This is a genomic window from Rubritalea sp. (assembly GCF_051252225.1).
Classification (GTDB): Bacteria; Verrucomicrobiota; Verrucomicrobiia; order Verrucomicrobiales; family Akkermansiaceae; genus Rubritalea.
On sequence record NZ_JBPOGE010000002.1, the window covers coordinates 211,643 to 235,374 of the forward strand.

The 23,732-nt window shown below is 47.1% G+C and carries 22 protein-coding genes; 16 read left to right on the top strand and 6 right to left on the bottom strand.

The genetic code is table 11. The annotated features are described in order from the left end of the window. Positions 1 to 41: 41 nt before the first annotated feature. The 6 genes from ACSHX2_RS03360 to ACSHX2_RS03385 all read left to right on the top strand — a co-directional run bounded on the left by ACSHX2_RS03360 (position 42) and on the right by ACSHX2_RS03385 (position 4,490). Positions 42 to 611 (top strand): type II secretion system protein, encoded by a 570-nt coding sequence (locus ACSHX2_RS03360; RefSeq protein WP_435690565.1) that lies wholly within the window; start codon positions 42 to 44, stop codon positions 609 to 611. Between the two features lie 58 nt (positions 612 to 669). Beyond that, complete coding sequence (locus ACSHX2_RS03365) at positions 670 to 1,176, top strand: hypothetical protein (protein ID WP_435690567.1); 507 nt, start codon at positions 670 to 672, stop codon at positions 1,174 to 1,176. A 12-nt stretch (positions 1,177 to 1,188) separates the two neighbouring features. Then, complete coding sequence (hisI, locus tag ACSHX2_RS03370) at positions 1,189 to 1,641, top strand: phosphoribosyl-AMP cyclohydrolase (RefSeq protein WP_435690569.1); 453 nt, start codon at positions 1,189 to 1,191, stop codon at positions 1,639 to 1,641. A 110-nt stretch (positions 1,642 to 1,751) separates the two neighbouring features. Then, positions 1,752 to 2,849 (top strand): DNA-processing protein DprA, encoded by a 1,098-nt coding sequence (gene dprA / locus ACSHX2_RS03375; protein WP_435690571.1) that lies wholly within the window; start codon positions 1,752 to 1,754, stop codon positions 2,847 to 2,849. A 142-nt stretch (positions 2,850 to 2,991) separates the two neighbouring features. After that, on the top strand, positions 2,992 to 3,339 hold the full coding sequence (locus ACSHX2_RS03380; RefSeq protein WP_435690573.1) for a P-II family nitrogen regulator: 348 nt from the start codon (positions 2,992 to 2,994) through the stop codon (positions 3,337 to 3,339). A gap of 89 nt (positions 3,340 to 3,428) precedes the next feature. Beyond that, entirely contained in the window at positions 3,429 to 4,490 is a 1,062-nt protein-coding gene (locus ACSHX2_RS03385; RefSeq protein ID WP_435690574.1) for a peptidylprolyl isomerase, read from the top strand. On the opposite strand, the gene ACSHX2_RS03390 is transcribed toward ACSHX2_RS03385, so the two are convergent. Continuing rightward, positions 4,487 to 5,023, bottom strand: a complete 537-nt coding sequence (locus ACSHX2_RS03390; protein ID WP_435690576.1) for a rhodanese-like domain-containing protein — start codon at positions 5,021 to 5,023, stop codon at positions 4,487 to 4,489. The genes ACSHX2_RS03385 and ACSHX2_RS03390 overlap by 4 nt on opposite strands. Positions 5,024 to 5,098: 75 nt before the next feature. Here ACSHX2_RS03390 and pssA point away from each other — a divergent pair, with 75 nt between their 5' ends. Further along, the gene (gene pssA, locus ACSHX2_RS03395; protein WP_435690578.1) at positions 5,099 to 5,944 is read left to right on the top strand and encodes a CDP-diacylglycerol--serine O-phosphatidyltransferase; all 846 of its coding nucleotides are present in this window, start codon (positions 5,099 to 5,101) and stop codon (positions 5,942 to 5,944) included. Between the two features lie 44 nt (positions 5,945 to 5,988). Beyond that, on the top strand, positions 5,989 to 7,002 hold the full coding sequence (gene galE / locus ACSHX2_RS03400) for a UDP-glucose 4-epimerase GalE (RefSeq protein WP_435690580.1): 1,014 nt from the start codon (positions 5,989 to 5,991) through the stop codon (positions 7,000 to 7,002). Positions 7,003 to 7,081: 79 nt separating this feature from the next. Here the strand turns inward: galE and ACSHX2_RS03405 are convergent, their stop codons facing one another. Both ACSHX2_RS03405 and tsaA read right to left on the bottom strand, forming a co-directional pair. After that, positions 7,082 to 7,270: a hypothetical protein gene (locus tag ACSHX2_RS03405; RefSeq protein WP_435690582.1), complete on the bottom strand. Its 189-nt coding sequence runs from the start codon at positions 7,268 to 7,270 to the stop codon at positions 7,082 to 7,084. Between the two features lie 19 nt (positions 7,271 to 7,289). Then, the gene (gene tsaA / locus ACSHX2_RS03410; protein WP_435690584.1) at positions 7,290 to 7,970 is read right to left on the bottom strand and encodes a tRNA (N6-threonylcarbamoyladenosine(37)-N6)-methyltransferase TrmO; all 681 of its coding nucleotides are present in this window, start codon (positions 7,968 to 7,970) and stop codon (positions 7,290 to 7,292) included. A gap of 79 nt (positions 7,971 to 8,049) precedes the next feature. Between tsaA and ACSHX2_RS03415 the strand changes: the two genes are divergently transcribed. The 3 genes from ACSHX2_RS03415 (at position 8,050) to ACSHX2_RS03425 (ending at position 12,153) form a co-directional block, all read left to right on the top strand. After that, positions 8,050 to 10,647 (top strand): tetratricopeptide repeat protein, encoded by a 2,598-nt coding sequence (locus tag ACSHX2_RS03415; protein WP_435690586.1) that lies wholly within the window; start codon positions 8,050 to 8,052, stop codon positions 10,645 to 10,647. A 115-nt stretch (positions 10,648 to 10,762) separates the two neighbouring features. Next, positions 10,763 to 11,788: a uroporphyrinogen decarboxylase gene (gene hemE / locus ACSHX2_RS03420; protein WP_435690588.1), complete on the top strand. Its 1,026-nt coding sequence runs from the start codon at positions 10,763 to 10,765 to the stop codon at positions 11,786 to 11,788. A 5-nt stretch (positions 11,789 to 11,793) separates the two neighbouring features. Continuing rightward, a complete protein-coding gene (locus ACSHX2_RS03425; protein WP_435690590.1) occupies positions 11,794 to 12,153 on the top strand; it encodes a DUF2314 domain-containing protein in 360 nt (119 codons plus the stop codon). A gap of 9 nt (positions 12,154 to 12,162) precedes the next feature. Here the strand turns inward: ACSHX2_RS03425 and ACSHX2_RS03430 are convergent, their stop codons facing one another. Then, positions 12,163 to 13,992 (bottom strand): alpha/beta hydrolase family protein, encoded by a 1,830-nt coding sequence (locus ACSHX2_RS03430; protein WP_435690592.1) that lies wholly within the window; start codon positions 13,990 to 13,992, stop codon positions 12,163 to 12,165. 175 nt (positions 13,993 to 14,167) lie between these two features. Here ACSHX2_RS03430 and hemN point away from each other — a divergent pair, with 175 nt between their 5' ends. Next, on the top strand, positions 14,168 to 15,523 hold the full coding sequence (gene hemN / locus ACSHX2_RS03435) for an oxygen-independent coproporphyrinogen III oxidase (protein ID WP_435690594.1): 1,356 nt from the start codon (positions 14,168 to 14,170) through the stop codon (positions 15,521 to 15,523). On the opposite strand, the gene ACSHX2_RS03440 is transcribed toward hemN, so the two are convergent. Beyond that, positions 15,520 to 16,029 (bottom strand): hypothetical protein, encoded by a 510-nt coding sequence (locus ACSHX2_RS03440; protein WP_435690596.1) that lies wholly within the window; start codon positions 16,027 to 16,029, stop codon positions 15,520 to 15,522. The genes hemN and ACSHX2_RS03440 overlap by 4 nt on opposite strands. 192 nt (positions 16,030 to 16,221) lie before the next feature. Between ACSHX2_RS03440 and hemG the strand changes: the two genes are divergently transcribed. Beyond that, complete coding sequence (gene hemG, locus ACSHX2_RS03445; protein WP_435690597.1) at positions 16,222 to 17,631, top strand: protoporphyrinogen oxidase; 1,410 nt, start codon at positions 16,222 to 16,224, stop codon at positions 17,629 to 17,631. Between the two features lie 130 nt (positions 17,632 to 17,761). Then, positions 17,762 to 18,781, top strand: a complete 1,020-nt coding sequence (gene hemH / locus ACSHX2_RS03450) for a ferrochelatase (RefSeq protein WP_435690599.1) — start codon at positions 17,762 to 17,764, stop codon at positions 18,779 to 18,781. A 64-nt stretch (positions 18,782 to 18,845) separates the two neighbouring features. Here hemH and ACSHX2_RS03455 read toward each other — a convergent pair whose 3' ends face one another. Beyond that, a complete protein-coding gene (locus tag ACSHX2_RS03455; protein ID WP_435690601.1) occupies positions 18,846 to 20,108 on the bottom strand; it encodes a hypothetical protein in 1,263 nt (420 codons plus the stop codon). A gap of 156 nt (positions 20,109 to 20,264) precedes the next feature. Between ACSHX2_RS03455 and ACSHX2_RS03460 the strand changes: the two genes are divergently transcribed. Both ACSHX2_RS03460 and ACSHX2_RS03465 read left to right on the top strand, forming a co-directional pair. Further along, positions 20,265 to 20,738 carry a hypothetical protein gene (locus ACSHX2_RS03460; RefSeq protein WP_435690603.1) on the top strand — a complete coding sequence of 158 codons (474 nt, stop codon included), beginning with the start codon at positions 20,265 to 20,267 and terminating at the stop codon, positions 20,736 to 20,738. A 273-nt stretch (positions 20,739 to 21,011) separates the two neighbouring features. Beyond that, entirely contained in the window at positions 21,012 to 23,465 is a 2,454-nt protein-coding gene (locus ACSHX2_RS03465; protein WP_435690605.1) for a DUF3656 domain-containing U32 family peptidase, read from the top strand. Positions 23,466 to 23,732: the final 267 nt, after the last annotated feature.

Sequence of the window (23,732 nt, forward strand, 5' to 3'; positions counted from 1 at the left end):
GAAAAACCACTCTCTAGTGTACGCGACACACTATGAAAACTATGAAGCTATCTACTACAAGCTCACGCTCTGGGTTCTCTCTTATAGAGATTCTCGTCGTCATTTCTATCATCGCTGGCCTAGCCGCCATAGCATTCCCAGTAATTAATAAGGTAGTCAAAAGTGGCAACCTTGAAAAAAACCGTGAAATGACAGTGGCCCTAGAAAGAGGCATCGATAGGTTTTACGAGGAATATGGCTATTACCCTATTGAAATTTCTGATGAGACCGAACTCGACTCTAGCGAAGTCATAACTCTTTTATCAGAGCTTGAGGGGTCTCAAGATAATCTAGACTATAACATCAAAGGCATTAACTTTCTCGAAGGCTTTTCCGAAGGTAAAAATGGCAGAGGCGGACTTCTACGCGACTCTACTGGCAATGTGGATGATCTAAAAAATGCCTTCAAGCAAGATTTTGAAATCATCCTAGATAGTAATTTCGACAGCACAATCTCACCTCCGAGCCTCGGTTTAGACGATGAAGATGAAGATATTGTCGGCAAGAGGGTTTTAATTTGGAGCAAGGGTGAAGATGACACTGTTTCAGACATCATCACCAACTGGCGATAACTGCCTTGACTGATCGAGCCCTGCTGACTTCACTGCGCTCCAGAATTTTTTCACGATTATGCAAGCATACGAAATTTACCAAACCATCAAGCCATCCATCATCAGCGACCTTTTCCAGTGGATGCGTGATGAAGAGCGCGATCTCTACAAACACACCATTGCCACTCTTGCTAATGACCGCAAGTTGCGTCCTGTATTCGTTCAAAAAAAATCTGTAGCTGAGCAAATTGCATGGGTACACAAGACTCTTAAGCTGAAGTCCAGCAACATGATTGGAGAACACCTCTTTCAGGTGTACTTCATGCAGGGTCAACAAGAGCTCTTAGTTGCATTCTGCGATGCGATGGAGATCGAACACGATGGCAAGGGCTCTGTTGATGGTGATCTCCCAGAGACACTTGATGCGGACAAACTCAAAGCTGCTGTAGACACACTCGTTGAGAAGTTCGACCCTCAGCTCATCAGCCTTTACCTTCGTGTATTCAATCTACAGACTGATAATGGCTGGGACAGCCTCACTGAGATTCTCGCATCTGACGAACGACTCGCCCTTTCGGCTGCATAAATCACCAACTCAATGTCTGATTCAATCACATTTGGCGATCGCCAAGACAAAAAAGCAGTTGAAGAAAAGCCAGTATTCGCTCCTAAGTTCGATGAAAATGGGCTCATCCCTTGCGTTGCAATGGATGCCCAAACCAAAGAGCCGCTCATGCTGGCCTATATGAATGAGCAGTCACTAAAAATGACTCTAGAGATCGGTGAAGTCGTCTATTACTCTCGTAGCCGTCAGGAAATTTGGCACAAAGGAGCAACTTCTGGCCATACACAAAAGGTCGTAGAAATTCGTACCGATTGCGACCAAGACGCAGTCATCGTCTACGTTGATCAACAAGGCGCAGGAGCATGCCACACTGGCAGAAACTCGTGCTTTTACCGCAAAGTAGACCTCACAGCAGGCAAAGATCCAGCTGGTCTTGCATTCACCGAAGAACTCACCTTCGACCCAGACGCTGTCTACAAGAAGTAAAACTCGCTCAAACAAACTCTCGAAAGCCGCATGCGTAGATTCGCCTGCGGCTTTTTCTTGCCCAAATATTAGATCAACCTATTCTAACAAAATCTCTTTTATTGTCGTTTATGAACTCTCGTGAAGCACTCATCGCTCTGAACATGCTACCGAAAATCGGCCCTATACGCGTGCGTAGATTACTGGAAAACCTCGGATCCGCGGAAGCTATCTTACGTGCCAATACAAACCAACTCACCCAAGCTCAAGGGATCGGCCCCGAGACCGCAAAAATTATCAATCAATGGGAAAGCCACATCGACCTCACAGCTGAGATCAATGAATGCGCGGAACGTAAAATCACCATCCTTACTCAAGACCAACAAGACTATCCTGATACACTGAGAAACATGTATGACCCTCCACTCGCGCTATACATTTGGGGAGAAATCACGGTTAAGGATAAACACGCCATCGCCGTTGTCGGCTCACGCAGAACCACTCATTATGGTCAAAGCGCAGCGGATCGACTCTCATCAGAGCTCGCTCGCAGCGGTTTCACGATCATTTCAGGTTTAGCTCGCGGGATCGACACATTCGCCCATGAAGGCGCACTCAAAGCAAAAGGACGCACGATTGCCGTACTCGGCTCCGGACTAGCCCAGCTCTACCCACCGCAAAACATGGGACTCGCTGAAAAAATAGCCAATGGCAATGGTGCTGTAATCAGCGAATTTCCACTCCACACAGCTCCTGACAAAAAAACCTTCCCGATGAGAAACAGAATAGTAGCCGCATGGTCCTCTGGAATCCTCGTATGTGAATGCCCAAAGTGGTCAGGAAGCATTATTACCGCTAATCTCGGCGCTGAGATGGGTAAGACCATCTACGCCATTCCAGGCCCCATTGATCGCCCGACTTCGGCTGGCTGCAATCAACTTATTCGAGATGGAGCGACTTTAGTGAGTTCCGCTCATGATATTCTTGAAGATTTTGAGACGCTACCACTCCACCCAAACTTAGAGGTGCAGCCAGATTCCACCCCTAGCTCACTTTTAGACTCAACCGAACGACAAATCCTTCAACTCTTAAGCAAAGAAGAATCTATCATCGACACACTTGTCGAGCATTCACAACTCCCAGTATCCACAGTCATTTCAACACTTCTCAAACTAGAAATGAAGCGTCTCATACAGCAACTCCCAGGAGCCCGCTACATCCTGCGCTGATTACTTCTACACAATCTAGTTTTCTACTCTTGCAAGCACAGCTTCTCTTCCCTAACTTATAGGTATTCAACTGAAATCTTGAGTTATAAAAAAGTTGGCACAAGAATTGCTAACCACAATCCAAGACTAACGTTTTTAAGCTATGAAAAAAATCGAAGCAATCATCAAGCCGTTCAAACTCGAAGAAGTGAAAGAAGCTCTCGCTGAAGTAGGCGTACAGGGCATGACAGTGACTGAAGTCAAAGGCTTCGGTCGACAAAAAGGTCACACTGAAATTTACCGTGGTTCCGAGTACACTGTAGACTTTCTTCCTAAGGTTAAAATCGACATCGTAGTTGACGACGAACAAGCCCAAGTTGTTGCTGAAGCTATCGTCAAGAGCGCTAACACCGGCAAGATCGGTGACGGTAAAGTATTCCTCTCCACAGTAGACGAAGCTATCCGTATCCGTACTGGAGAAACTGGCGCAGAAGCAGTAGCTGTAAACTAGCATTTATTTCACACATTTCGCAAATAGCCATACAGCGAAAGTTGTGTGGCTTTTTCGTGTCGAGCCACCTAGATTTCCCTTAGATGAAAATGGGAAAAAAATTTGTCGTACGTCTCTTCGCGTGGTCAGTACTCATGCTCTACCTAGTTTGCGACCTCGTCTTCTTCAGCGGCCCACTCAAACAGCAAGTAAACAAAATTCAAAATTCCCAAGAGGGTAAAATGCTGTTAGATCAAGAGCGTGGCATCGTCGCTCGGGTGTTCACCGTTCCCATCTACCTCTCTCAAGTAGACTACGGAGTAGATGAATTCCTCTGGCGCAGTGGTCGTAGTAGGATCGACATTTCCAAAAAAGAGCGATCTGAACTCCGGATGAAAGTTCTCGACGAGCTCATCGATCACTCCATTCTACGAGAGAAAGTCTCTCTCAATGACGACCGATTCCCCGTCAGCAAGGCTGAAATCACTTCGGCCATTCAGCGCTTTTCTAGCCGTTTCTCCACCCCGGAGCAAATGGCTGAAACACTGAAGAGCTTCGGCTTTAAAGACTCAAAGGAACTCGAATACCGGATAGCCGCCCGCATCCAACAAAATAAATATATAGCTAGTAAAATAGCGCCCGGTCTTGCAGTCAGTGATGACGAAGCAAATGCTTGGTACCACGACCACATAAAAGAACTCTCTACTCCGGAGCGCATTAATGCTCGGCATATTTTCCTATCCAAACTCAATCACACCGAAGAACAAGCCCTCACCAAACTCGAGAAAGCTAAACGAGAACTCTCCACTAAAAAATTCTCTCACATCGCAGAAATGTATAGTGCCGACGCGCGAAATAATAAGATAGGGGGAGAACTCAAATGGATGCAACGTGACCGCCTACCAAAAAACTTCGCTGAGCAAGTATTCTCACTTCCACTCCATCGAAAAGAAATTATTGAAACAGAAACTGGATGGCACCTTATCGAGATAACCGATAAACTCCCCACAGAACGGGTGGACTACGAGCAACTCAAACCTGAAATTGTCGCAGCTCTTGAAACCACACGCCGCAAGAGCGCTATAGAGGAATATCGTAACAACCTTAGAAAACAGCATCCCGAAAAGATCGTCATTTACAACGAACTCATTAACTCAGATTGGACCCACTAATCCATTTCTAGTCGATAACGCGGAATCTTTTTATCCACTTCATTACTCCAAGCATCAATCCCCCCAGTCATCCCTCGAGTCCCTTTCAACCCGTGCCCTTGAAACCACGCGCAAGTATCAAGGACTCGCCCACCAGTGTGGTCATAAAGCACAATAACATCGTCCTCCTTAGACGTTCCAAAAAGCTCCTGTTGCCGCTCTTGAGTCATAAACTCCGATCCTGAAATCGCGACTGCTTCATGCTCCTCCCGAGTACGGGTATCCATAAAGACAAAGGATTTACCATCGTCTATCATAGCCTTGACCTCAGTAGGTGATATTAACATCCCTTTATCCACCTCGTGGCTTTGCAAGACATGAGCGATAACCTCGCTGACACCGATCTCATTGCGCTCACAGACTTCTGCCAGCGTCTCGTCATCACGGTAAGCGCATGAACTACACCCCCCAATATGGTAACGCGAGAAAAGAGCTCTGCGCGCACCTGGATATGCCGCTAATAAATCCACCATTGATGTCGTTGCCTCAGCCATGAGAAAGAAGCTAATCACATCCCCACACATTTTCCACTGTTTCTTCCCGAACAAATGTGGCTATGTTGCGCTGACATGAGCCACGAGGAACAGAATAATCCCTACGAGGAACCTAAGATCTACCTACTGCCTAACTTAATGACAGCTGGGAACCTCTGTTGCGGCTTCTTTGCGGTACTCACAATCTTTAAAGGCATGCAGCACGATGAATTTAAAGAAGCCTATACTTTCTACCAGCAAGCGATCATGCTTATTTTTGGTTCCTGTATTTTCGACCTCTTAGATGGGCGACTTGCACGACTCGGTGGCCAGGAATCTCCATTTGGCCAAGAATTTGACTCCATAGCTGACGTTGTTTCTTTTGGTATGGCTCCAGCACTACTCGTATCAAAAGCAGTACTTTTCCCTCTATCAGAACAACTTGGAAACTTTAAGCTAGGCTGGGCCATTGCCTTTATCTACTTACTTTGTGGAGCAATGCGACTAGCCCGCTTCAATTGCCTAGCTAATCTCCCAAAAAAACCAGGCGACAACCTAGACTTCAGAGGTATTCCTATTCCAATGGCAGCCGGTTTCATTGCTTCCATCACTTTCCTAATTATTCACCTCTATCGAGGAGATGCTCAGAATAATCTCAATCTCGGCGCATGGAACTACGTCCTCGCCGCGGTAATGCTTGGGCTGTCAGCCCTGATGCTCAGTAACGTACGTTACCCAAGCTTTAAAAAAGTCGATTGGCGCACAAAAGGCTCACTCTGGGGAGTCGTGTTAGGAGCCATTTTTATAATGCTCATTATGTATGAACAGACTCGCTGGTACACCCCGACCCTTCTCTTTACACTTTACCTCGTATACGGACTCCTCCGCCCATTCCTCTCCAAGCGACTTCAGAAAAAGCTTGAAGAAAAAGTAGAAAGCTAAGCGGTCAAACTGTTTGATCGATTCTAATCACCCCTCGTAAATTCATGAAAAAAGTCCTTATCACCGGTGGAGCTGGATACATAGCCTCTCATACTAACATTGAGCTTCTTAAGGGAGAGCACGAACTAGTACTCATCGATAACTTTATTAACTCTAGCGCTGAGGCTCTAGAGCGTGTTCAAGAACTCTCCGGTCGGTCTATCACTTTTATTAAAGTCGACTTACTAGACTCTGCTGCCCTCGATTCCGTTTTCGTCCAGCACCCTACTATTGATTCCGTCATTCACTTTGCAGCTCTAAAAGCCGTAGGAGAATCGGTTGAGAAACCTTTAGATTATTATACCAATAATATCACAGGCTCCCTCAATCTATACTCAGCTATGAAAAAACATGATGTCCGTAAAATTGTCTTTAGCTCATCAGCTACAGTCTACGGAGATCCGGATGAAATCCCAGTGAAGGAAGACGCACCAATCCGCGCAACTAATCCCTACGGCCACACTAAGGCTATGATGGAGCAAATCCTCATGGATACAGCCAAAGCTGAAGATTGGAGTGTAGCACTTCTCAGATACTTCAATCCTGTCGGAGCGCATGATTCTGGCCAAATAGGCGAAGATCCAAACTACCCTAACAACTTGCTCCCATTTGTAAGCCAAGTCGCTGCCGGTATCCGTGAAAAAGTCGTCATCTTTGGTGATGACTGGGATACTCCAGACGGAACAGGGGTGCGTGACTACATTCACGTCACCGACCTAGCAAAAGCGCACGTGAAATCGCTTGAAAAACTAGCGAACAGTAGCGGTATCCATATATACAACATTGGTACTGGTAGAGGGTACTCAGTGTTGGAAATGGTAAAGGCTTTCAGCGAAGCCTGCGGCCATAAAATCCCATACGAAATTGGACCTCGCCGTGAAGGAGACATTGCAGAAGTCACGGGTAACCCTGCGAAGGCTAAGACTGAACTCGGCTGGCAAGCAGAACTTGGCCTTAATGAAATGGTCGAAAGCGCTTGGAAATGGCAAAGCCAGAACCCGCATGGCTATAACAGCTAGTTAGAGCCAAACGCTACAACAATGTTGGAGCAAGCCAACTGATACATGTTAGCTTGCTCTAAGTTTTTAGCTATAGAGATTACTGAGTACCGCTAAAGCCACCTAAGCCAGCACTACCTTCACCTGGAAGTTGGCGATTCCAAGGGATCGAACTATACTCACTTTGGGGACCAAGGTTTTTCTCAGTCTCTGGGAGACTACCACATGAAGTACTTAGACATGCCACCAGTGCTCCTAAACCTACTGCAATCCATTTTGCTGCTTTCATTGGCGAAATACTAATCCCCTTAGGTTCGCTCGCAAGAGAAAATACACACCACACCTTCAACTACTCTCCAGCGGACTTCATAACTATCAATCTGACAGCCGTACTCTCTCTCAGAATTTTGATGGTACGCGGGCCGAGGATCCAGAGCTAAAGTCTGTTCCACTAGCTCCTTACTCGCATTCGGCAAAGAACACTCACCTTCCCATTCCACGATCAATTTCGGGGGTGCCCCATCGACAAAGCCCCCCACAGCTCCAGCCACCGAGTCACAAAACGGTATATATGGCTTAATGTCTATTATCGGTGTTCCGCTTACGAGGTCAGCACCTCGGATCTCTAACACCGGCCCTTCTGGATGATCCAGATTGACATGCACTAACTCCACTACTGATAATCCTAAATTATTTGGCCTAAAAGGTGATCGAGTAGCAAACACCCCCATGCGCTCATTCCCTCCTAGTCGAGGGGGGCGTACTGTCCCCTTCCCCTTTTGATGCATAGACAAATGGAAATGAAATACTAACCATAGGTGACTAAAACCATCTATACCTCTAATAAAGTTTTCACCTCTGTAGCTATCTTCAAAAATGATTCGCCCCCATGACTGTTTTACCAGTCCCGGTTGACGAGGCACACCAAACTTTTCGACATAGCATGTTTCAACTCTCGCAATTGGCTCAATCTCCATATCTCCTATCATTTGCAAACTGAATCAACTGACAACTGAAAACGATCCCCAGCATTGACCCGCTATAGTTCCAGCGGTAGCTTAGCCACTCATGCGCTTGTCAGCTATAGCATTAACAACTCTCATACTAATTCTTCCTGCATCAGCACAGAAGCAATCGGCTCCTGTCTTGGTCCCGAATATGGAAGAAATTAAGACCTATCAACAAGGCCTGCAAGCTATGGCAGACCAGCTCCCAGAGCTAGCAGTGAGCCGGTTCCAAGATGCCTATGCTATCAAAGGTCTAGAAGATGCTCAGAACCGAGAAATTCTCTATCGACTTACAGAAGCTCAGGTCCGCGCAAATCAACCTGAAGCCGCCCTTAAAACACTCAAGAGTAAGTTCTTTGAGAATCACCCAGAACGAAATTTCTGGCTAGCTCAAGCCTATGCGGCACAAGGAAAATACATGGAGGCTATCGAGTATTTCAAACTATTAGACAGCCAATCGATCTATCAAGACGCGGCTACTTTAAGCTTAGCTAGCCTCCAATTAGCATTGGGTTTCGAAGACGAATCTATTAAAAATTTCCTTAAGGCTCGTAACTCTAAGGATGTCATCACTAAGCTGAAAGCCACGGCCACGCTCTCAGAAGTTTATCTTAGAAAAAACGAGCTCGCGAATGCCCAGAAAATGATCGCGAGCGTTCCTGATGGAGAAAAATCCAGTATTCTTAAGCTTCTACTTGAAGCCAAGCTAGCCTTTGCAAAGAAAGATTTTCCTGACGCTATTGCTAAGTATTCGCTGCTTTTCGAGAATGAGCAAGGCATTCCACCTCGCCTCTATCAGTTCGCTCTACTAGGATTGGCTGACGCCCAACACGCAGCAGGCTCAGATCAAGAAGCAATCGGAGAATTACTCTCTTTTGTCAGTGAGCGCCAAGATACACCTATTCTACTCCCTATTTTTGAACGTCTCAGTGCCTGGTCATCAAACGAGTTATCAGCAACCGACCCTTTCTATAAACAACTAGAGAGATGGGCAGGCAGAGATCTCGATGCCCCTTCAATCCTATCTCAACAAAGGGACTCAAATTTCATCGTTCCACCACTACCCAGTGCTGCCACTCTTCAATCTGTAAGTGAAAACCTCAGATCTACAGCTCTCTATTACTACGCCAAGCACACTGCCCGACTCAACACCCCTGGTGCGCTTGCTAAAGCGCAATTTGACCTATCTACATATAGGCTCGCATATCCTCTACACCCACTATTTGGAAGCTCTATTCTAGAAACAGCAAAGATCGAACTTCAGTTACAGCAACGGCTCCAAGCCCTGCAAACACTCCGCACTCTTGCTTACCTAGTAAAAAAACAACAAGTAACACTCAGCCCAGTAGCTCAAACTAAAGCCGGCTTCATCGCAGGCCTACTAAGCGTAGAGGCTGAAAACTATGCCGATGCCCTCAATGCATTTGAACTAGCAACACACTCTAACAATATCGACGTTGCTAAATATGCGACCATCAATGCAGGTCTCGCGGCACTCCGCAGTTCAAACCTAGCTGCTTTTGATGCCCAAAAAACAAAGATCAAAGACAAAGACATACGTACTCAACTCGAGGTAGAGAAAGCTCTCTGGATGGCGCACCAAAAACACCAAAATGCGCGTGAAGCCCTCTCTAATTTCCTATTAAAAAATCCAAATCACGAGCGAGCGGTCGATGCACGCATTTCCCTAGCTTCGATTTGTGCCACCCAAGCACCTCTTGACCCAGTATTATGTACAGCCCTGTTAGACACCGTAAAAGGAGACACTCTTTCAGAGAAGCAATACACTGAATACTCACGCACTAGGTACCAGTTAGCTGAACTTAAGCAAAATTGGCCGGCTGCGGTTGAAGCTACACAATCCTTCTTAGACACTTATCCTACTAATGAAGACGCGGCAGAATTTCGCTTACGACAAGGCATCTCCCTTTACCGAAATGGCGAGCACAACAAAGCACGTCAATTGCTTGTAAAAATTGCACTAGACCAACCAGATAGCCCGCTCGTCCCATTCTGCTACTACTATGCCGGGACTGCTGCCCGACTAGAAGGGACTCCCCAAGCTCTAAAAGAGAGTATCGACCTCTTCGAGAAAGTAATCGGTCTTAAGTCCACCCTCTCTACTGAAGCTCGTATTCAACAAGCGCGCCTGCTACTCGACGTCAACCGCACAGAAGAAGCTAAAATTTCTCTTCATGAAGTGTATGACCCTGCATCAGCAAGCTCCCAACAAAGAGAAATTGGCATCCTGTTAGCAACCGCGCTCCACACCCAAGGAAGCGAAGATAGTGGACAATATGCTAAAGCTGTAGCCATCCACGACCAGCTACTTAAACACCCCAGCCTACCTCTATCTTGGAGTAATCAAATTAACTACATGAAAGGACAAACCCTCGAAAGCATGGGGAATGACGCCGCTGCTCTCGATTCCTACTATATCGTGATCAATCGAGAAAACCTAGGTGCTGCCGACGGTCAACAAGAGTGGAAATGGTTCTACCAATGCGGTTTCAAAGCGATTGCATTGTTAGAAAAAAATAAAGATTACCGCGCCGCGGTCGCAGTCGCAAAAAAAATTGCAGCGTCTGGTGGTCCAGAGACTGAGTCCTATCAAAAACGCGCCCGCGCCCTCGAAATGGAACACATGATCTGGGAGTAAGAAGCTCCTAAAGAACCCTTAAAGCGCCCAACTCAGCCCATTCCGAATTCACATCTCGGAATTCGAAATTACTTTTTCCTTTATCCTCACCACTTTTTCCTTTCTAAACACCATTATGAACAGCAGAGAACGATTCCTAACCGCCGCCAACTGCGGAGAACTAGAGCGTCCACCCGTATGGATCATGCGCCAAGCTGGCCGCTACCTCCCAGAATACCGCAAGCTAAAGGAATCCTACTCCTTCACTGAAATGGTGAAATCTCCAGAGCTAGCGACTGAAGTCACCATGCAGCCATTGCGTCGCTATGACCTCGATGCTGCGATCCTATTCTCTGACATCCTCGTCATCCCTGAAGCAATGGGGCAGCCCTACCATTTCCGTGAAGGCGGAGGTATCGGCATGGACTATATCCTCGAGACTGAAGCTCAAATCGACGCACTCGATGAAATGGGTACCGCTGAAAAACTCATTTACATGGGCCATGCACTTGAATCGATCCGTAAGGAAATAGGTCATGAAAAGGCTCTACTAGGTTTCGGTGGTTCTCCATGGACCCTCGCTGCCTACATGACTGAAGGAGGTTCGCTTAAAAATTGCTCACGCCTCAAGCACCTTTTCTACGAAAATCGACCACTTTTCGAAAAGCTCATGGAGAAAATCTCTACAGCTCTCATTGACCTCTTCCTTATGCAGATCGCTCACGGAGCGGATGCGCTTCAGATGTTCGACTCCGCAGGCGCATTCTGCTCAGCCTGCGACTACGAAGAAATGTCCGTCAAGTGGATGCGCCGTGTGATTGACGCCATGCCAGATAACTACCCGATGATTATCTACGCAAAGGGAATGGCACACCACTCCACCGCACTCATTGGAGCTGGAGCCAAAGCCCTTTCCGTTGATTGGACAGTGGACCTTCCGAAGTTCCACTCTGAGCTTCCTAAAGGGATCGCGGTACAAGGAAACTTCGACCCATCCATTCTTGATGGCACTGCTGAGCGCACAGTTATTGAAGCAACACGTCTGTTAGACTCCATGAAAGGACGTAATGGCCACATATTCAACCTAGGCCACGGCATCCTTCCCTCCGCAAAACCTGAGAATGTGGCAGCTCTCGTTGAGACTATCACCAACTACAAATAGCCCTTGTGAGCGAAGACGAATACCCATACGCATCTCTTGAAAAAGAGGGCTACGAGCTCGAGCCTGTCGAACTAGATAATTGGCAGGATCAGGGCTTTCTGGAACACCCTGTTCCAGCGGACGATGAGCGATTCAATGTCCAAGAGGGTGACATCGTCAAACTCATCTTTCACTACGCCAAACCACTCAAAGTTCAAGGGAAGTCGTTCGATGCAGAACACATGTGGGTCGTCATCACCTCTACTGACAAAGACTACCTAACAGGCTTCCTCGATAACGAGCCTAGCTATACCAAGATTCTCTCACCTGGTGCAGAGCTCAATTTCCACCCCGAGCACATCGTTGACATCTGGCGCGGGGAATAGCAGTTTCTATTAGTCTACCCATTCGATACGCTCGAGATACTTCCCGTCTAATAGATCGATATACTCACGCGAAGAATTCTTCCTGAGGCTCACCTGCATGGTAGACACATTACGCCATGAAGTTATTTTTTGAATCTCTTCTCCCTCGACTTCTTTCACTAGCTCAGCAAGCGAAATTGTAAAATCACCAGGCTCATTGAAGATCTTAGATATCGTCACATTCCCTTTAAATTCATTCTGATCTTTGATCAGGTGCTTCTGAGATGCAAATGACACAGACAAGGTGAGTTCTTCACCCGCTGGATCTACAAAAAACTTTAACTTCTTATCCTTAGGGAATTCGAGAGCATAGTCATTAAACTTATAAGTGACTATCGACTTATCTCGCGCCTTAGTAGCCCATATTAAGTTATCCTTAGGGAATTCTGCAAACTGAGGTTCGAATTTCACTTGGCGTCCTTCTTTGGTAAACGTGTCATCACTCAGCCCTTCAAGCTGCTCGCTGTAAAAACGTGAAGTAATGGCAAACACATAAGTCTCGCCACTCTGTGATTCTTCCTCTTTCCCACTGTGAGATTTATACAGAACATTCGCAAACGCAGTAACAGGCAGGCTCTCATCTGATGGAATCACAGCTTCCCAAGTACCTCCATTGCGCTCCGCTTTTATGGGCTTATGGAATCTGTTAGAGATGGCAGTATCCCAGCTGTAATAAAAATGCACTGCGTCCACATTCTCGAGATCATCTGGTATCACCTCAAACGTCCAGCCGCCCTCTGAGAGTTTATTAAATGTGGAATGAGGAGTCGCTGGCACCGCCTTAGAGTCCCCTTTAAGGAAATGATCGAACCAATATTCCAGCGCTAGAAATTGCTTAGCACCTGGCCCGTGATTATTGTGGATAGTTTGAGACATAGTCCAAATAGTTTTCTTAGGTAAGGAATCTGCACAACGCTGCAAGAAATCAAGACGACCATGGAAATCGTTCGTCCCGCTGATAAACATCACTGGAGCGGTCACATGCGGCCAATATGCCTGTGGTGCGATCGTATTGTCTATCAACTCATGATGCTCTGGATTGCTTCTAATTTTTGGGTATCCAGCAATTTTCTCATAATGGCTACCAGAGCCCCCCACGATTGGTGCAACAGCTTTGAGACGCTTATCGATAGCACAGTAAGAAGTGATGTTTCCACCCATTGAAAATCCAGTAAAACCAATGCGCTCTGGATCCACTTGCTCTTGCTGCTCTAGGAAAGTAATTCCTCTACGTCCAGCATAGGCGAGCATGAACCAGTACTGGTTTCGCGGACTAACCACCGCATCAATAGTGAATTCGTCAGGTCCAACCCCGGTGTGTCTCTTTGCTCGGGGCGCCTTAGAGTAATAAGGCTTTCCTTGTGTTGGGTCTATCATTCCCCAGTCCGTATTCTGTTCCACCTCCGGGTCGAGCTCACGGCCATTCCAGTTAATATCGAGAGTCGCGTAGCCCTTTTTCGCAAAATACAGCCCCCTTTTCATTTCAGCTCGCTGCCCGCCACCGTGGGCCCAAACGAATGCCGGTAAATTTTTTCCGCCCTTTGGATACGTATAGTAGGCAGCAATGCGCGACTTGGTTCCTTTGATCGTCGCAACGGTATAGAGCACATACTCACACACGATACCATCTTCCTCATAGGTCTTTACTACCTCCTTCTCAATAGGCTCAGACTCCAAATCTAAATCCCCCCATAACTCCATTACGTTTTGTGGAACTCTGTCGCCTTCCTTGAGAATGGCAAACGTGTCTTTGGCACTCAAAGGCTGAATCAGCAGGAATAGTGTGAGCAAGTACTTCATGAGAGATTACCGTAAGTCGCTCATTTTCTATTACCACAAGTTTCCATTCACTATCCACGTCAGATGATTTCACAAAAATATCCACTTCTACTGACACCCCAAAACGCGCGCATTTTGTCATCCTGATTACAGAATATGCAAAGTGATTTACTCGCTCGATGAGCAATATATCCACATGCTCAAGCCCGACCTCAGACTCGTCGAGAAGTACAATAAGCCAGGACCACGCTACACTTCCTACCCGACAGCTCCTCAGTTTTCTGATCAAATAGACATTGAGCAATTACGCCTCGAGGCGAGCCATGAGTCAGGCCCACTCTCACTCTATTTTCATATCCCTTTCTGCCAATCCATGTGCTGGTTTTGTGGCTGCACAAAAATCATCAGCAACCAGCGCGAACCAGCGGAAAAGTACATCAGGCTCCTCGAACGTGAAATCGGACATTACCGAGAGAACATCCAGCCAGGCCGTGAGGTGCAGCAACTACACTTCGGTGGAGGCACTCCCAACTACCTCGACCCTGACCTCATCGACCATTTTTCAAGCACACTTCACAAAAATTTTCACTTTGCATCGAATGCCGAAATCAGTGCCGAGCTCGACCCACGCCGCCTCACGAAAGAACATATTCAGGCATTCCGCAGACTTGGTGTAAACCGAGTCTCCTTCGGCGTCCAAGACATCAAGCTCGAAACCCAAAAAGCGGTGAACCGTGTGCAGAGCGATGAACAAAACCTTAATGCCATCCAATGGGCTCGCTCCGCTGGAATGGATTCACTCAATATCGATCTCATCTACGGCCTCCCCTACCAGACTCCAGAGTCTATTCGAAACACGATTCACCAGGTCTTAGAATACAGCCCCGACCGCCTCGCAGTCTTCTCCTATGCCCACGTCCCTTGGATGGCTCCCGCTCAGAAGATTCTTGAGCGCCACGGACTCCCTGAAGCGGAGCAAAAGATTCAAATGCTTGGAGTGATCATCGAAGAACTCACCTCGAATGGTTACCAATACATTGGCATGGACCACTTCGCCAAAGTCGATGATTCCCTCGCCGTCGCTCAGCGTAACAAAACGATGCAACGTAATTTTCAAGGGTATTCTACTTTCAAAGACCTCGAAATATCTGCCTTTGGTATCTCTTCCATTTCTCAGACAAAAAATAGCTACCGGCAGAACATCAAGGACATCGAAGCCTACGAGAAAAAACTCATCATAGGCCAACTCCCTGTTGAAAAAGGCTACATTTTAACTCCTGAAGATCATATCCGCCGCACCACAATCATGCGTCTCATGTGTGATCATTCACTCGACTTCACACAGCTCTCAAACGAGCTCTGCATCGACTTCAAAGACCACTTCTCGAATGAACTCAACCAACTAGCCGACATGGCAATTGACGGGTTGTTAGAAAGCTCAGAGAACTCTCTTCAAGTCACACCACAAGGCACCCTCTTCATCCGCAATATAGCTATGCACTTTGATGCCCACCTCGCAAAGTCCAAAGCAAAGCACTCGAAGACAGTCTAATCTAATTTTCGAATATGGGCATCTGCTATGTCTAAAAAAGCATGGAGAAGATGCTTAAGCACATAAATCAAAAGCACTGACACAACAGCCCCAAAAAGAGCCATTAGCATAAGTTCAATGGACTCCATTTTGATCCCTCCTCCTAAGCTGATAACCAAAGTCACTGTCACACTAATATAAGCTAGCACTGCAAGAATGTTTATTGCTACGCGTATACTAGAATAGGCAGACTCCATACGTAACAGGCTTCTCCCGAGTGAGACCCCATTAGTTTCTGCCGAAGCTCGAAGCGCACCTTGCTCTACCTCTTCGGCTGAATCTTCCTCAATTTCACCTAATTTCCAGCCATCCTTCAGAACAAGTTCAGAAGCAGTAAACTTCTGAGACTCAGAACCAAATTCAACGACAACCACGTCTTGTGCCTCCACGCTCACCTCATTCTCGACAAAGGCTACCGCCGCTTTGCGAAACGAATAGGCTTCAATCACTTGAGTTGAATCAGCCAAACTCTCACACCAAACTTTATAGTTTCTCTCGATCACTTCAGCTTAATTATCACCTTACACCTCAGCTAACAAGCTAGACTCACTTCAGCCATTCATTTACCCATTATTCCAATGAGAAAAATAGGTAACTCAAAACAACTCCCCTTTACTTTACAAAGCCGCTAGGGCGTGCACACTGATTCCCTATTTTCTATGACAGTGCCAACTCAGGAACGCAAAAATGTCGCCATTATTGGAGCGGGCATTACTGGACTTAGTGCAGCCTACTACCTTCAGCAGGCTGGACACAGTGCTGTCATATTTGAAAAAAGTGACAGAGTGGGAGGTATCATCCAAACCAGTAAAAAGGATGGATACCTCTACGAACACGGACCCAACACTCTCATGGTGAACGACAAGAGAGTCGCTGAGTTAATTGAAACGATAGGCCTCGGCCCAGAAGTCGTTGTCGCAAACGATTCCGCGAATAAGCGATTTATCATCCACCAGCGTAAGCTCCATTCACTTCCCAGCTCACCCGCACAGTTCCTCGGCTCCTCGCTATTTTCGATGAAGGCCAAAATGAGGGCTATCAAGGAACCTTTTGTGAAAAAACGCACACCCGAATCTGGCAGTGAAAGTTTTGCTGACTTCGTGCGTCGTAGATTGGGTCCAGAAATCTTAGAGAAGGCTGCAGGTCCATTTGTCAGCGGAATCTACGCTGGCGACCCCAACCGTCTTTCCACAAGATTCGCATTCCCTAACATTTATAAATGTGAACAAGAATCTGGTTCTGTTTTCAAAGGAATGCTGCAAGCCGGAAAAGAAGCAAAAAAAGAAGAGTCTAACCGACTTCGTAAACGCGAGATCATTTCTTTCCGCGCTGGGATTGAGACACTCCCTAAAACGTTGGAGAGCAATCTAGAAGAAGATAGCATCATTACTGAAGCTGATATCCAAAGCATTTCCTTCAATAAGAAATCTCAGCGCTGGAACGTAGGCTGGAAAGCTGGAAAATGTCTTGGTCAAGGCTCCTTCTCGGACCTCATCATCACTCTGCCAGCCCACAAGCTAAAAGACCTACCTTTCGACAAACACGTCTCAGACGTGCTAGAAGAAGTCTCCAAAGTTCAGCAGCTCGAGTACCCACCAGTATCCAGCATGGTTCTCGGCTTCAAACGAGTCCAAGTCAAACACCCGCTCGACGGCTTTGGCATGCTCAATGCGCTTAACGAAAAATCAAAAATTCTCGGAGCCCTCTTCACTTCCACCCTTTTTGAAGGCCGAGCTCCGAAGGACCATGTTTCCATCAACATAATGCTCGGTGGCGCCCGAACTCCTGAACATGCAAAAATGGAGGATAGCGCCATGAAAGCTTCAGTCATGGACGAACTTCGCCAACTCCTAGGTATTGAGGGCAATCCAACATTCAGCAATATCATTCGCTGGAAAAAAGCAATTCCACAGCTCAATCTAGGCTACAATAATGTACTCGAACAGCTGGAACAGTGCGAAAAAACATTCCCTGGCATCCACTTTGCTGGTAATTACAGAGGCGGAATTTCCGTGGGAGACTGCATCCTCTCTGGCATCAATCTTAGTAAGACAATTTCAGCTAAATAGCGTAATTCACTCATTAGAAATCCTGATAAAGATTTTCTCAGAAAAGCATTTGCGCGACAACTAGCCCTAATTTAACACTTCATACACAACACCTAACACGACTAGAACGATTAGTTTTAGTTCCACTATCATGGCTAAAAAAGGCGTCATCATGCTCAATCTCGGCTCACCGGATTCGACGAAAGTCGAAGACGTGCGCACTTACCTCGATCAATTTCTTTCAGACGAACGAGTTCTCGACATCAATCCAATTGTTCGAAAACTCCTCCTCAAACTCGTCATCCTTCCTAAGCGCCCAGCACAGTCAGCTGAAGCCTATGCTAAGGTTTGGACCGAGGAAGGTTCTCCACTCATCGTCACTAGCGTGGAGCAACAAAAGCTTGTTCAGGAAAATACGGACATCCCCGTTTATCTTGGCATGCGCTACGGGTCGCCATCTACTGAGAGCATAGTCACTGAGATGAAAAAGGACGGCATTGACGACCTACTCATCATTCCTCTCTACCCGCAATACGCAATGTCTAGCTATGAGACTGCAGTTGTCGAACTCATGGACCAGCTCCGCGCGCAAGGTATGGGTGAGATCAACACGGTGTTAGTGCAGCCATTCTATAAAGACCCTCAGTACATTGATGCGCTTTGGGAATCTATCAGACCGAGCTACGAGGGTTCAGGAGCCCACCTCATGATGTCATTTCACGGCATCCCACAGCGTCATGTGCAGAATACAGACCCCTCACACGATCACTGCCTGAAAACGAAAAATTGCTGCACCACTCCTCACCCAGCTCATGCCACCTGCTACAGCCACCAGTGCTATGCTGCAGCTTACGCTCTCATGGCAAAAGGCGGCCTCAGCCATGACGATGTAACCATCTCTTTCCAATCCCGACTACTCAAAGACCCATGGCTCAAGCCATACACTGACTTTGAAATCGAACGACTCGCTAAAGAAGGTGTAAAAAAACTTAAAGTCATTTGCCCAGCATTCATTACTGACTGCCTAGAAACCCTCGAAGAAATCGCGATGGAAGGGAAAGAACAGTTCCTCGAACTCGGTGGTGAAGAATTCGAACTTATCCCCTGCCTCAACACCCATCCTGCTTGGATCAAATGGCTCAATGACAAGATTGAGCGCTGGGAGCCATAAAGCCATTCCAACTCTCTCTCTCATCACAAAAACCCGAGTCCGCAAAGGCTCGGGTTTTCGTCATTTAGAGATCTATAACCTCCCAGTTAGAAACCTTAAACCCCTCTATAGCTAAGGCACTTATTCTCCCGTATACCACCGCCCGATATTTCTGACCGGGCACCTTCGGCGTACTCGCGAATTGTGCAATCTGTGGAGTCCAGCAAAGATAATCTACAGGAGCGACCACCTCTAACACTCCATCTTGTGTTATACCCGCAGGCATGCGCATCACCGTACTGAGCGCTATATATGGAGACTTGGCATGGCGCTCTTTGAGCTTTTCTAATACTTGGTAAAAATATCTAGCCTGTTCCACACTAGCGCAACTTCCGAGCTGCCCGAGAACATTAAGCCTATCTGCACCACCTGGCAAATTCACTAAGGAGCTAATTGCCCCGTGGCGCAGCGCCACATTAAGATTAGGATTAAGGAATACTTTCTCTATTAGCATTTCATCTGCTCCCATTGCCTCCATTGCTGTCCGATCACGAAGCATTAATTCACCAGGAGTCACATCATAAATATCTTCAGGGATACCCACCGTTTTGGTGGCAGTAAGAGCCATGGAAGCGCCACCTGAAACAGCAGAAGCACCCAATCTAAGAGGTAACCCACCAGCAAAAAACGCCCAAGTCACTTTCTCCATCTCATCCTGCAAAAGCTTATTATCGCTATAAGGGTTCACTCCTAGTTCTCGTGCGCAGTCAAGTTTCGCCTTATCAAATCCCGCGATGCTTTTAGCAGAATTCCCCAGCCCTTTTCCAGACTCCGCTAGCATTTCTTCAGTGTCTTGATTCGGATCTCTATTCTCCCAATTATTTTGTACTTTATCAGCCGCTCCTGTAAGGGAGGAACCTACCTTCTGAAAAAAATGACCCACCGTGGCAGGAGTCTTTCTGATAGCTTCGTGAGGGTCTGCAGCGATGTTCTTCATAGCATCCACCGGTGCTTCCAATGACTGTTTCAAGCCTTCGGCAAATAGGTCAGACTTACTTGTGTCCACCAAAACCTTAATCGCCTTCATCTCATGCACCCTAACAGATAATTCAACTAACCCTCGTGCCTTCATCACTCCATAGTTAGTATCCATCGTAAAATCAATGAGATACCCATCAGATGGAGCTAGCTCCCTCACACGAAATAGTGGACCACTTAACAAGCCGGGCGGTAAAATTTGTGAAGAGGTGAAAACAGGAGGCGCTTCAAACTCTGGAAACTGCTGAGCAAAAGTCACCCCGGTTTGTAAAAAAATTGCGCCCAAAAATGTGGCAAATACACGATTCATATCCCCTTAACTATCTCAGATCATATGATGCCACAATACTATTCTAACTGCTGACTACCATTGTAAAAAACCTTTCATTTACTAGCCGCGTCAGTATAATCCTAAGCAATACTGAGTTTATAACAACGATTCAGCTAGACCTAACCAAACTACGTTATGAAATTTAAACACCTTATCCTTACACTCTGCTCTGCTGGCTTAGCCGTTTCCTGTGGCGAAAAACCTGAGTCCCTTGAGAAACTTGAAAAAGAACTCAATGAAGCCAAAGACGCAGCGAGCGAAGTAGTGAAAGAACAATCCGATGCTGTAAGCAAAAAAGCCTCTGAAATCAAAGAGGACACCGCAGACGCCGTCGACAATTCTGTAGACGCGATCAAAGAAACCACTGATGACGCTAAAGAAGCTACTGAAGACGCAGTTGATGATTCTGTAAACGCGATCAAAGAGACTACTGATGAAGCCACAGAATCTACTAAAAAGGTTGTCGATGACTCGGTAAATTCCATCAAAGACGCTACAGGCGAGGCTAAAGAAGCCACTGAAAACAAAACACAAGAAATGACTGATAAGTTAGAAAAGCAAAGTAACGACCTGCGCACAAAAGCAGCTGAAGCTATCATCCCTAACTAATAGGGTCTAATATAGATTTAAACGTAAAAGCCCGGCATCAGGAGTCACTTCTCCAGATGGTGGGCTTTTTCTATGCCATCTAATGAAAAAGACCTTTTCAGCCACTAGGTTCACACCAAGTCGGCTTAAACTTCCGACTTTTACATTTATATCTCTCACTTCTAAGCTTGTTAGCGACAAGGCTTTTATTTTCTTGGATTACCGCTAGTTTCGGTGCACACCGCCCCGCGGGTTAAAATTGCCCGCACAGCACCACACACGCACTGAATCACCATGGACACTGACCGCACACCTGAACTCCTCTCTCCTGCTGGCAACTGGGATTGCGCACGCGCTGCCGTTGCTAATGGTGCAGACGCCATTTTCTTTGGACTCTCTAAGTTCAATGCACGCCTTCGTGCTGACAATTTCACTGACGAAGACCTTCCCGAACTCATGGACTTCCTGCACGCCCACGGCGTCAAAGGGTTTGTTACCATGAACACCCTCATTTTCACCTCTGAGCTCGAAGCTGCAGAGGCTCAGCTCAGACTCCTTGAGAGCGCTGGCGTAGATGCCATCATCGTCCAAGACCTCGGCCTAGCTATGCTCTGCCGTGCTGTCGCTCCTTCTATTGAAATCCATGCATCAACTCAGATGACTATCACCTCACCCGAGGGGCTAGATTTCATCGATTCACTTTACAAGCTCGACCGCGCAGTGCTCTCACGTGAGCTCTCCCTCACGGAAATCAATAAGTTCAATCCAAGCGAGTGCGTCCCGCTCGAGGTATTCGTCCACGGAGCCCTCTGTGTCGCTTACTCTGGCCAATGTCTCACCTCAGAATCTCTTGGCCAGCGCTCCGCTAATCGCGGAGAATGCGCCCAAGCCTGCCGCATGCCCTATGAACTTGTCGTCGATGGTAAAACGGTAGACATGGGTGAAAAGCGCTACCTTCTCTCACCTCAAGACCTCGCAGCTGTCGACCTCATCCCTGACCTCGTCAACCAAGGCGTTGTTTCCTATAAAATCGAAGGACGCCTCAAGACTCCAGAGTACGTTGCTGCAGTGACTCGCGTCTACCGCAAGGCTATCGATGACGCAGTAGCGAACCGCCCATCCACCATTACATCGCGCGACCGCTATGCCATGGAAATGACTTTTTCTCGTGGATTATCTACTGGCTGGCTCGAAGGCACTAACCACCCCTACCTTACTCACGGAAAATTCGGTAAAAAGCGTGGTGTCAGGATTGGAACAGTTGAAAATTGTGGCCCAGGTTGGATCGTACTAAACCAACAAGGAGAGCACGGACTCAAAGCTGGTGACGGCATCGTGTTCGATGCAGGTGAAAACAGAGACCTCGAGCAAGGATCACGTATATGGACTGTCGAAGGTGATGTCCTCAACTTCCACCGCAAGCACTCCAGCATCAACTGGGACCGGATCAAACCTGGCATCGCCATTTACAAAACCGACGACCCGAAACTCAATTCAGAAGTCAAAGCACTCTGGAAAAATGCCAAACTCGAACCACTTCGCAGCGGCCTAAATATTAAGGCTACCGGCATTGCTGGCACCTCACTCACACTGGAGTGTAATGGTATTTCCGTAAGCTCTTCTGAAATCCTCGAACCTGCAGAAAACCGCCCACTCACTACCGAGCTATTAGAAAAACAGCTCGGCCGCCTCGGCAGCTCGGCCTATGAGCTAGGCTCCATCGACAACCAAGTCGATGAAGGCCTCATCATCCCCGTCTCAGCTCTCAACCGCCTGCGCCGCTCACTTGTCGAAAAACTCGATCAACAAGTTGCTGAAATAGTTCCAGTTAAAAAACCCGTTTCTAAGCTCACTCTTGCCGACATCATGCCGGAGAAGACCGAAACCGTGGTTAAGCCAGCTGAACTTTCCGTACTCACACGTCATCCACATCAGATCGAGGCAGCACTCGAAAACGGCATAAAGTGCATTTACGCGGACTTCGAAGACATCCGTCGCTATAAAACCGCAGTCGAAATCGTACGTGCAGCAGGCGGTGACGCCACCATCCACCTAGCAACGCCTCGGATCCAGAAACCACAAGAAACAGGGTACTTTAAGTTTATCGATAATGCTGCTCCTGACGGCGTACTCATCCGCAACCTCGGCGCTGTCAGCTATTTTGAAAATCGTGATGACCTCTACCGTACTGGCGACTTTTCACTCAACTGCGCCAACCCTGCCACCGCAAAAATCCTCAAAGAACGAGCATCGCTCGACCACCTCACACTTTCATACGACCTCAATATTCACCAGTTGTTAGATATGCTTAACAATGCTCCAAGCGACTGGTTTGAGCTCACACTTCACCAACACATGCCCATGTTTCACATGGAGCACTGCGTGTTCTGTACCTTTATGTCTGAAGGCACCACGTACAAGGATTGCGGACGTCCTTGTGAAAAACACGAAGTCCAGCTACGCGACCGAGTTGGCCAGCTCCATACACTGAAGGCGGATGTTGGCTGCCGTAACACTCTTTTCAACGGCCGCGCTCAAACTGGCGCACGCTTTTACGATGAAGTCAGAGCCTCTGGCCTCAGCCGTTACCGTATCGAATTCCTCAACGAAGACGCTATTTCCACGAGTCTCACACTCCAAGCCTACCAGCAGCTCGTCGACAAAAAGACAGATGGCCACCTACTATGGCAAGATCTTGGCATCATGGAAAAACTAGGCGTCACCGAAGGTTCTCTGGGAGTAAAGTAACAGCATAGGTTTATTCCAACTCTGGTGACTGTGCTATTCATTCACGGGAGTACTTAAGGGCTATCTATCAACATCCCCAGTTCAGACATCATACAGCTCATAAAAATGCGAGGTTAGCAGTTTTACTACCAACCTCGCTGAGGGTATTTCGGGGCATATTGCGATTCTTAACTATAGTAACCAGAAAGCTGCCTTTAAACTATTCACTAGCAAGCTAGTTTCCGAAGCCTAAAGACAGCCACACACAAGAGATTAGTTCTACTGATT